This window comes from Pengzhenrongella sp. (assembly GCF_036565025.1).
Lineage (GTDB): Bacteria > Actinomycetota > Actinomycetes > Actinomycetales > Cellulomonadaceae > Pengzhenrongella.
This window is the reverse complement of sequence record NZ_DATCNW010000386.1, coordinates 1-8,977: the sequence shown is the minus strand read 5'-3', so window position 1 is coordinate 8,977 and position 8,977 is coordinate 1. Positions and strand designations below refer to the sequence as shown.

5 protein-coding genes are annotated in these 8,977 nt (G+C 70.3%); 4 read left to right on the top strand and 1 reads right to left on the bottom strand.

What is annotated here, in order from left to right:
• On the bottom strand, positions 1-3,016 hold a 3,016-nt coding region (locus VIM26_RS21910), incomplete at its 3' end, for a hypothetical protein (RefSeq protein WP_331955229.1).
• 254 nt (positions 3,017-3,270) lie between these two features.
• On the opposite strand from VIM26_RS21910, the gene VIM26_RS21905 reads away from it, so the two are divergent.
• The 4 genes from VIM26_RS21905 to VIM26_RS21890 are packed head-to-tail and all read left to right on the top strand — an operon-like array spanning position 3,271 to position 8,813.
• Positions 3,271-4,935 (top strand): ABC transporter substrate-binding protein, encoded by a 1,665-nt coding sequence (locus VIM26_RS21905; protein ID WP_331955227.1) that lies wholly within the window; start codon positions 3,271-3,273, stop codon positions 4,933-4,935.
• Between the two features lie 57 nt (positions 4,936-4,992).
• Positions 4,993-5,979: an ABC transporter permease gene (locus VIM26_RS21900; protein WP_331955225.1), complete on the top strand. Its 987-nt coding sequence runs from the start codon at positions 4,993-4,995 to the stop codon at positions 5,977-5,979.
• The gene (locus VIM26_RS21895) at positions 5,976-6,902 is read left to right on the top strand and encodes an ABC transporter permease (RefSeq protein ID WP_331955223.1); all 927 of its coding nucleotides are present in this window, start codon (positions 5,976-5,978) and stop codon (positions 6,900-6,902) included. The genes VIM26_RS21900 and VIM26_RS21895 overlap by 4 nt, the downstream gene beginning before the upstream one ends.
• A gap of 3 nt (positions 6,903-6,905) precedes the next feature.
• Positions 6,906-8,813 (top strand): ABC transporter ATP-binding protein, encoded by a 1,908-nt coding sequence (locus VIM26_RS21890; RefSeq protein WP_331955221.1) that lies wholly within the window; start codon positions 6,906-6,908, stop codon positions 8,811-8,813.
• Positions 8,814-8,977: the final 164 nt, after the last annotated feature.

Here is an 8,977-nt window from a genome sequence, read left to right as displayed (position 1 = left end):
GGGGCGCCGCCGATCCGATGCGCTCGCGGACGCCGATCGGGTCGGCCCGCAGCAGCGCCCGCAGCAGCTTCTCGCCGTCACCGTGCCGGGCGAGCGCCTCGGCGTAGCGCAGGTGGGCGTGCGTGTACATGATGCCGATCTCCCGGCCGAAGAAGGTCGCGGCCTCGGCGCGCTGGAACACCTCCATCGGTCCGCCCTGGTACCGGGCCGGCCGGTCGAACAGGTGCGCGCCGTCGGGGCCGAGCAGGTGCTCCTCGAGGGCGGCCAGGTGGGTCGCGGCGGACTCCGGGCTCAGCAGGTCGCCGGAGATCGCGTGGATCATCGGCAGCACACTCAGGTGCAGCCCGGTCAGCTCGTCGGCCGGGTGGACCAGGTGCTCGACCGTGCCGTCGTCGTGGAACAACCCGTATCCGCAGAGCAGGCCGTCCCGCACGAGCACCGCGTCCAGAGCGGCGGCGCTGCGGGCGGTCTGGGCCTCGGCGTCGTCGGCCCAGGTGTGCAGGTCGACGGTTGCCGGTGCGCCGATGGTGCCCGCGGCGCCGGTGCCGTCCGGGTCCAGGCCGCGCAGTGCGCCCGCGAGCGTGCGCAGCGCGTGCACCTGCAGGGTCACCGTCCAGGTCGAGACCAACCGGGCCGCGAGGTCGGGATCGGCCGGCTGCAGCGAGTCGTTCCAGTCGCCGTGGCCGTACGCGGGCAGGGGGCTGCCGGGCACCGTGGTCGCGGCGATGTACGCGAGCGCGGCCCGCAGGTGGTCCAGGACCGGAGCCCCGGGCGTCGGCCCGTGGTCGCCGACGAACGGGATCGACTCGGCGAGCAGGGTCAGGTCCCCGGTCGCGGCGAGGTACTCGCCGACGGCGAGCAGGGGCCAGTACACGACGTCGCCGTGCGCGCCGCTCTGGCCGGCGGCCGAAGCCGGGTCCCAGAACTCGAACGCCTGCGGCCAGTCGCCGCGCGCGTTCTGGGCGCCCAGGATGCGCAGCACCAGGTCGCGCAACGGATCGGTCTGCCCGAGCGCGAGCAGCAACCCGACCGGTCCCTGGCACGCGTCGCGCGTCCCCCAGGCTCCGCCGTTGTACTGCTCGAGCCCGCGCGGGCTGAGGTAGTGCACGAGCGCGTCGTGGCCGAACCACGGCAGCACGGCGTCCAGCTTCTCGAGCTCGGCCGTCCAGCGGGTGCCCCGCGGGACCTGGAGCCGGATCGAGTCGGTGAGCCCGGCCCAGAAGTCCGGCCACGGGGCCTCGCCGAGGCGCTGCGCGGCCAGCCGGGCGGCGGGGACCAGGTCGACGGTGAGCGTGAGGTCGAGCTGGCGGGTCGGGCCCGTGGTCAGGGTCACCCACGGCAGGTCTCGCGTGGCGCCGTCGGCGAAGAGCACGTCGTCGCGACCCACGCTCTCGATCGCGCCGGGTGCCCAGCCGAGCCGGAACGACGCACAGGGGGAGCGGGCGGCGAGCTCGGCGCCGTCGGGCACGCGGACGGTGACGCCGCCGTCGTTCACCGTGAGGACCGGGGGCGCGGGCTCGGCGCCGTCGTCGCCGCCGAAGGCGACCAGGGCCGAGACGAGGGCGCGCACCGGCGGGCCGGAGATGACGCGCAGGCTCACGCGGACCTCGTGGGAGTCGGCCGCGACGACGGACTCGACCTCGAGCAGGCCGCCGTCGTGCGCGTACCACCACCGGCAGGAGTCCGGCGTCAGGGCCCAGGCGCTCGGGACGTCGAGCAGGGAGTACCCGCGCCCCGCGACCCCGGCGGTCTCGAGGAAGATCCGCAGCCCGTACGCGCGGCGCAGGCCGAGGTAGCCGTGCCGGGTCGAGAGCACCGGGTCGCGGCTCGCGTGACCCTGGGTGACCTGGGACGCGAAGATGCCCGCCATCCACGCGGTCGAGGTCAGGCTGGACTCGTCCGGGACGAGCGCGGTCCCGGTGCGCAGGATGTGCCCGTGCGGACGCAGCACCGCGCGCTCCTTGGCGGCGGTCACGACGTGCGTGCCGTCGTCGGTGAAGTACGCCAACGGCTCGCCGCCGGCCTCTTCGAGGTGGTGCCGACCGGGCCCGGAGAGCTCGCTGAGCGCGCCCGGGTCGAGCGGCCGCACCGCGAGCAGCGGGGCCGAGGAGAACAGCGACCCGACGATCGGCGCGGCGTCCGGACCCGCGTCCGGCACAGCGCGCGTCGCGTCCGAAGGTGCCGGCGGGACCGGGCCGAACGGGGCTTTCGCCTCCGGCAGGGCCAGTGCGAGCTCGGCGACGGCGCTGTCCGCGCTGGACGTCGCGGCCCGATGGTCCGGGCGGTAGATCCCGAAGAACCCGGTGCGCAGCGTCTGTGCCGGAGCCAGGTGCTCGACGGCGTCCTGCAGCATCGCGAGCGTGTGCTCGTGCTGCAGCCGGGTGCTCGGCAGCCGTTCGGCGAACAGGCCCGCGGGCACGGCCGACGCCTCGCCGGTCGCGGCGCTGAAGCCGGCGGCGGTCACCGACCGTCCCAGGAGCTGCAACGCATCGGTACCCCAGGCGACCGTCTCGCGCAGGCTGCCCAGCATCAGCCAGGGAACCCGCTCGCCGGGCATGTTCTGGCGCACGGCGAGCGCGACCCCCGCCGAACTCGTCTCGATCGGCGTCACGTCGAGGTACTGCGCGACGTAGTACTCGTTTGTCCGGACCGCCCCGTACGGCGCGAGGGCGACGTCCTGGGTGTGGACCACGTCGACCGCGACCGGGGCGTCGAGGTGGTTGGTGACCTCGACGTGCCAGAACCACGCCGGCTCGTCGTCGGCCAGCACGAACCGGACCCGGTAGGTCAGTCCGCGCCACGCGCCGGACACGTCAGGGCCGGCGCCGGACCACCGCACGGACCCCGGGCTAGCCGGCCCGAGCAGCGGGGTGACCTCGATGCCGGTGGGCAGGTGGACGCGCAGGTAGAGGTTGGCGGGACCCGCTTCGACGTCGTCGGACGGGTAGGCCAGCAGGCTATGCTCCCCGACACCGAACAGGCGCAATGCCGCGCTCTCGGTGAACTGCGCACGCACTCCGCAGGGAGAAGCGACACGCCGCCCGTGGGATTTCCGGGGAACGGCGTCAAGGATCGAAGTCATACGGCAATGCCTACCACAAGAAAAGCAAAACCGACGGAAAATCTCTTCGGGGAAACCGTTCACGGAATGGATGCCCTGGTCGCGGGCCTGCAAAAAGGTGAAAACCTCCAATGTCGGCCGGAACTCTTTGACTCCGGGGAAACTTCGGGCGCACTCTCTGGCGGAAGTCACTCAAAGGGGAGTCACCGATGCGTAGAACCACAGCTCTTGTCGCTGGAGTCGTCAGCGTGCTGCTCGCCCTCACGGCGTGCGCTGCCGGGGGGAACGGCGAGGCCAAGGGCAACAAGGCGGACGGCATGATCGCGTCGCTGAACCTGCCGTCCGACGCGCCGGCCACCGTCGGCGGGCTGGTGAACTTCAACCCGGTCTCGCCGAACGCGCTGACCAAGACGTGGCTGTACGAGTCGCTCCTGGTCCGCAACCGGCAGACCTGCGAGATCACGCCGTGGCTGGCCACCAAGTTCGCCTGGACGGGCGCGGATCACCTGAGCTTCGACATCCGCGAGGGAGTCAAGTGGAGCGACGGCAAGGAATTCACCGCCAAGGACGTCGCCTTTACGCTGAACCTGGGCAAGAAGTACCCGGCGTTTGACACCGCCGGGCTCTGGAATGACACCTTCGGTGCACCCGCGAAGACCGTGACCGCGGACGGCAACAAGGTCAACATCGTTTTCACCGGCAACGCCGCACCCAAATTCGACGGCATCATCAACACGAAGATCCTTCCCGAGCACATCTGGTCGATGGTCGGTGATCCGGCCAAGTACATCGATAAGTTACCCGTCTCCACCGGACCGTTCTCGGTCGGTTCCTACAACGGTCGCCGCCTGGTGCTCGAGCGCCGCGCCGACTACTGGCAGGCCGACAAGGTCAAGGTCAAGCAGCTCGTCCTGGAGGGTGTCTACGACGCTGCGAAGGCGTCCCTCGCGCTCCGCGGCGGCCAGCTCGACGCGTTCTACGGAGAGATCCCGAACCCCGCGAAGACCTTCGTCGCGGCCGACCCCAAGACGAACCACTTCTACTACCCGCCGAACGGCACCACCGTGCTCACGTTCAACCTCGCGCAGAAGCCGTTCAACGACGTGAAGTTCCGGGAGGCGACCGCCTACGCGATCGACCGCGACGAGATGTCCACCAAGGGCACCTACGGGATCATGAAGCCCGCGAGCCAGTCCGGCCTCAAGCTGCCGGCGGCCGTGAAGTTCCTCCCGGGGGCGTTCGACCCCGAGGGCACGGTCACGCCGTTCGACGTGAAGAAGGCCGGGAAGCTGCTCGACGCGGCCGGGTACACCAAGGGCGCGGACGGCAAGCGGACCAACAAGGACGGCTCGCCGCTCGCGCTGACGTTCTCGGTGCAGGCCGGCTGGATCGACTACCAGACGATGGCCGACGTGATCGCGCGCGGCTTCAACGCGGTCGGCCTGAACTCCAAGATCCTTGCGACCGCACCGGAGTCCGTCGACGCGCAGAAGAAGTCCGGCAAGTTCCAGATGCTGTTCGAGTACCTCGACGGCGGCTGCGAGATGGCGAAGAACCTCGGGTCCAAGCTGGCGAGCGACCAGGTCCCGACCACGACGACGATCCTGCCCAACGTCGAGCGCTGGAACGACAAGGCGACCGACCAGCAGGTCAAGGAGCTCAGCGGCTCGGTCGCCGCGAGGGACCAGCGCAAGTACACCGGTGAGCTGGTGACCACGATGATGACGAAGTACCCGGTCACCGCGTTGATCTACGCACCGTCGCGGCTCATCTACCGCTCCGACAAGGCCGTCGGCTGGCCCAGCGACTCCGACCCGTACGCCCACCCCGACGACAAGCTCGTCATCCTCACCCACCTGAGGCCCGCGCCCTGAGCGGTTGATCGAGGCCCGCAGTCCTGGACGAACCCGTAGACGGAAGGGAATGGACTCATGTATTTCGTTCGGCGGATCGGTTTCTTCCTCGCGACGTTGTTCGCGGCGGTGACGTTGAACTTCGTCATCCCGCGGCTGCAGCCCGGCGACCCGGCCGAGGTCATGGTCCAGAAGCTCGCCGGTCGTGGCACGGCCATCGACCCGGCCGCGGTCAAGGCGATGCGGGCGATGCTGGGCGCACCGGACGGCGGCCTGCTCACGCAGTACGGGGAGTACCTCAGGGCGCTCAGTCACCTGGACTTCGGGGTCTCGTACACGTACTTCCCGTTCAACGTGATCGATGTGATCGCGCAGGCGATGCCGTGGACGATGGCGCTGGTCGGGGTCACCCAGATCCTGGCCTTCGTCGTCGGCGTCACGCTCGGTGCCTTCGCGGCGTGGCGCCGCAACACCCGGTTCGACTCGGTCGTCACGCTGGGGTCGACGTTCGTCGGCACCCTGCCGTCGTTCTGGATCGCGCTGATCCTGGTGTTCGTGTTCGGGTACACCCTGAACTGGCTCCCGACCTCGGGCGGCTACGGCGCGTCGACCCCGGGGTGGAACGTCGCCTTCGCGGGCGACGCGATCTACCACTCGATCCTGCCGGCGACGGCGCTGCTGGTCACGGCGCCCATCGGCTGGATCCTCGGCATGCGCAACACGATGATCATGAACCTCGGTGAGGACTACATCCGGCTCGCCAAAGCGAAGGGCCTGCCCGACCGGGTCGTCGCCCTGCGGTACGCGGCGCGCAACGCCCTGCTGCCGAGCGTCACCGGCTTCGCGACCGCGCTCGGCGGGGTGCTCGGCGGCTCGATCCTGGTCGAGACGATCTTCGACTACCCGGGCCTCGGCCGGCTGATGGGCGAGGCGATCGGCAACCGGGACTTCCCCCTGCTGCAGGCGCTGCTGCTGTTCGCCATCACCGGCGTGCTGATCGCCAACCTCGTCGCGGACATGCTCTACGGCGTCCTCGACCCGCGGGCCAGAAAGGACGCAGCATGACCACCGGCATCCTCCCGAGCACCGGGGCAGCTCAGCCGTCGCCCGTCTTCGACCCGGCGTTGCCGCCGGAGTCGAGCCGGCCGCCGCGCTGGACGGCCATCATCTGGAGCAACTCCAAGGCGCGGTTCGGCCTGCTCCTGCTGGGCTTCTTCGTCCTGGTCGCCGTCTTCGCGCCGATCCTGGCCCCGTACGCGCCGGACCGCGCGGACTTCGGCCCGCTGCTCCCGGTGAGCGCCGAGCACCTGCTCGGGACGACCACCCAGGGCAACGACATCGCCTCCCAGCTGATCCACGGGTCACGGGTCTCGCTGCTGGTCGGCCTGTTCGGCGGCTTCTTCGCCACGATGATCGCGCTGGTCATCGGCATGATCTCGGGCTACACCGAGGGCACGATCGTGGATGACGTGCTGTCGTTCTTCACCAACGTCGCCATTGTCGTGCCGGTGCTGCCGCTGATGATCGTGCTCGTCGCATACTCCGAGGTGCGCGGGATCCCGCTGCTCGTGTTCGTCATCGCGATCACCTCCTGGGCCGGGCACGCCCGCGCGAAACGCTCGCAGATCATCACCCTGCGCAACCGGGACTTCGTGACCGCCGCGAAGTTCGCCGGCGAGGGCATGGTGCGCATCGTGTTCCGGGAGATCATGCCGAACATGACCTCCCTGGTCGCGGCCGGCTTCGTCGGTGCCGCCACCGGGGCGATCGGCGCCGAGTCCGGGCTGTCCTTCCTCGGGCTGGGCGACCCGTCCGCGATCTCCTGGGGAACCATGCTGTTCCAGGCCGACCAGCAGGGCGCCGTCGCGCAGGGCCTGTGGGTCTGGCTGCTCGCGCCGGGCCTGACCCTGGCCGCGCTGATCACCTCCCTGACCTTCATCAACTTCGGCGTCGACCTGCTGAGCAACCCGCACCTGAGGGAGGACTGACGCATGGCGATGCTGGAGGTCAAGGACCTGAGCGTGCGCTACGAGCCCAAGACCCACCGCCCGCTCACCGCGGTCGACGGCGTCTCGTTCGCGATCGACGACGGCGAGTTCGTGGGGCTGATCGGGGAGTCCGGCAGCGGCAAGACCACCCTCGGCATGGCGATCCTGCGCCTGCTCGGCAAGCCCGGGCGGATCAGCGGCGGCTCGATCACCTTCGACGGCCACGACCTGACCACGATGAGCCAGGACGAGCTGCGGACGTACCGCTGGCGCGACATCGCCACCGTCTTCCAGTCGAGCATGAACTCGCTGAACCCCGTGGTGGTCGTCGAGGGCCAGTTCCGCGACGCGATCGAGGAGCATTCGGACCTGCGCGGCGAGGCGGTCAGCGCGCGGGTGCGCGAGCTGTTCGACATGGTGTTCATCGATCACAAGTTCATCCGGGCCTACCCGCACGAGCTGTCCGGCGGCATGAAGCAGCGGGTCAACCTGGCGCTCGCCCTGGCGAACCGGCCGCGGTTCGTGCTGCTCGACGAGCCGACCACCGGGCTCGACGTCGTCGTGCAGCGGCAGATCCTGGACAACGTGCGGCGCCTGCAGCGCGAGTGGGGCTTCGCGGTGCTGTTCATCAGCCACGACATCGGCACCGTGCTCGACCTGTCGGACCGCATCCTGGTGATGTACGCCGGGCGGGTCGTCGAGGAACAGGCGTCCCAGGCCCTGCTGCGCGACCCCAGGCACCCGTACGCCAAGGGACTGCTCGGCTCCTACAGCGACCCGCGCGCCGAGACGGTCCGGATCACCTACGTGCCCGGCCGGCCGCCGGACCTGAGCAACAAGCCCGCCGGGTGCAGCTTCGCGCCGCGCTGTCCCGAGCGCATCGCCGTGTGCGGCGCGCTCGAACCCCCGCTCACCACGTACGACGACGGCCGGGTCGCCTGCCACGTCGCCGTCCTGCAGCGCGCGGGCGGGCCGGGCGCCGACCTGCTCGGGCCGCCCACCGTCGGCTTCGCGGGCCCGCAGTTCGTCAAGTCATCGGAGGAGTCGACGCGCGCGCTGCGCGGGGAGGTGCTCGTCGAGGTCAACAACGTCGCTCGCCGGTTCGAGCGGCGCCGGGGCTTCACGAAGACCTCGGTGGACGCGGTCAAGGACGTCAGCTTCGTGCTGCGCAAGGGTGAGGTCACCGCGCTGGTCGGCCAGAGCGGCAGCGGCAAGACCACGATCGCGCGGATGATCACCGGCGTAGACACCCCGACGTCGGGCAGCATCACGTTCCGCGCGGCCGGCCAGGATCGAAGCAGTGACCAGGTCGTCGGCGCGATGCGCGGCAAGGCGCTGCGCGCGTACCGCAGCCGCGTGCAGATCGTCTTCCAGGATCCCTACTCGTCCCTGAACCCGACCCGGACGCTCGAGTACATCCTCACCAGGCCGCTGCGCAACTACGCCGGGATGAACCAGGCGCAGGCACGCGAGCGGGCCGCCGAGCTGCTCGAGACCGTGGCGCTGACCCCGCCGGGCCGGTTCCTCGGCCGGTTCGCGTATGAGCTGTCCGGGGGAGAGCGCCAGCGGGTCGTGATCGCGCGGGCGCTCGCGCCCGAGCCGGACCTGATCGTCGCCGACGAGCCCATCTCGAGCCTGGACGTCTCGATCCGCGCGGAGATCCTGCAGCTGCTCAACAAGCTGGTCCAGGAGCATGACGTCGGCATCCTGTACATCACGCACGACCTGCTCAGCGCGCGGATGATCTCCGACGAGATCATCGTGCTGAACAACGGCGTCGTCGTCGAGCACGGCCCCGCGCTGCAGGTGATCCGGACCCCGCGCGACGCCTACACGCGGCAGCTGCTCGAGGCGGTCCCGAACCCGTACCTGATCAAGGACCCGCCCGCGGTGGTCGCCGAGCCGGTGTGACGGGAGAGCCTCCCCCCGACGTGTCAGACCCAGATCCGCGAGTAGTGGCGGTTCTGGGGCCTCGGTGCTCGTTTCGGGCGCCGTTGGCGGTTTTTCCGTGACGCGACATGGCTGGGTCCCGGCTGTCGCGTCGGGTGGGCGGGTTTCCGGGCCGTGGTTGTGGT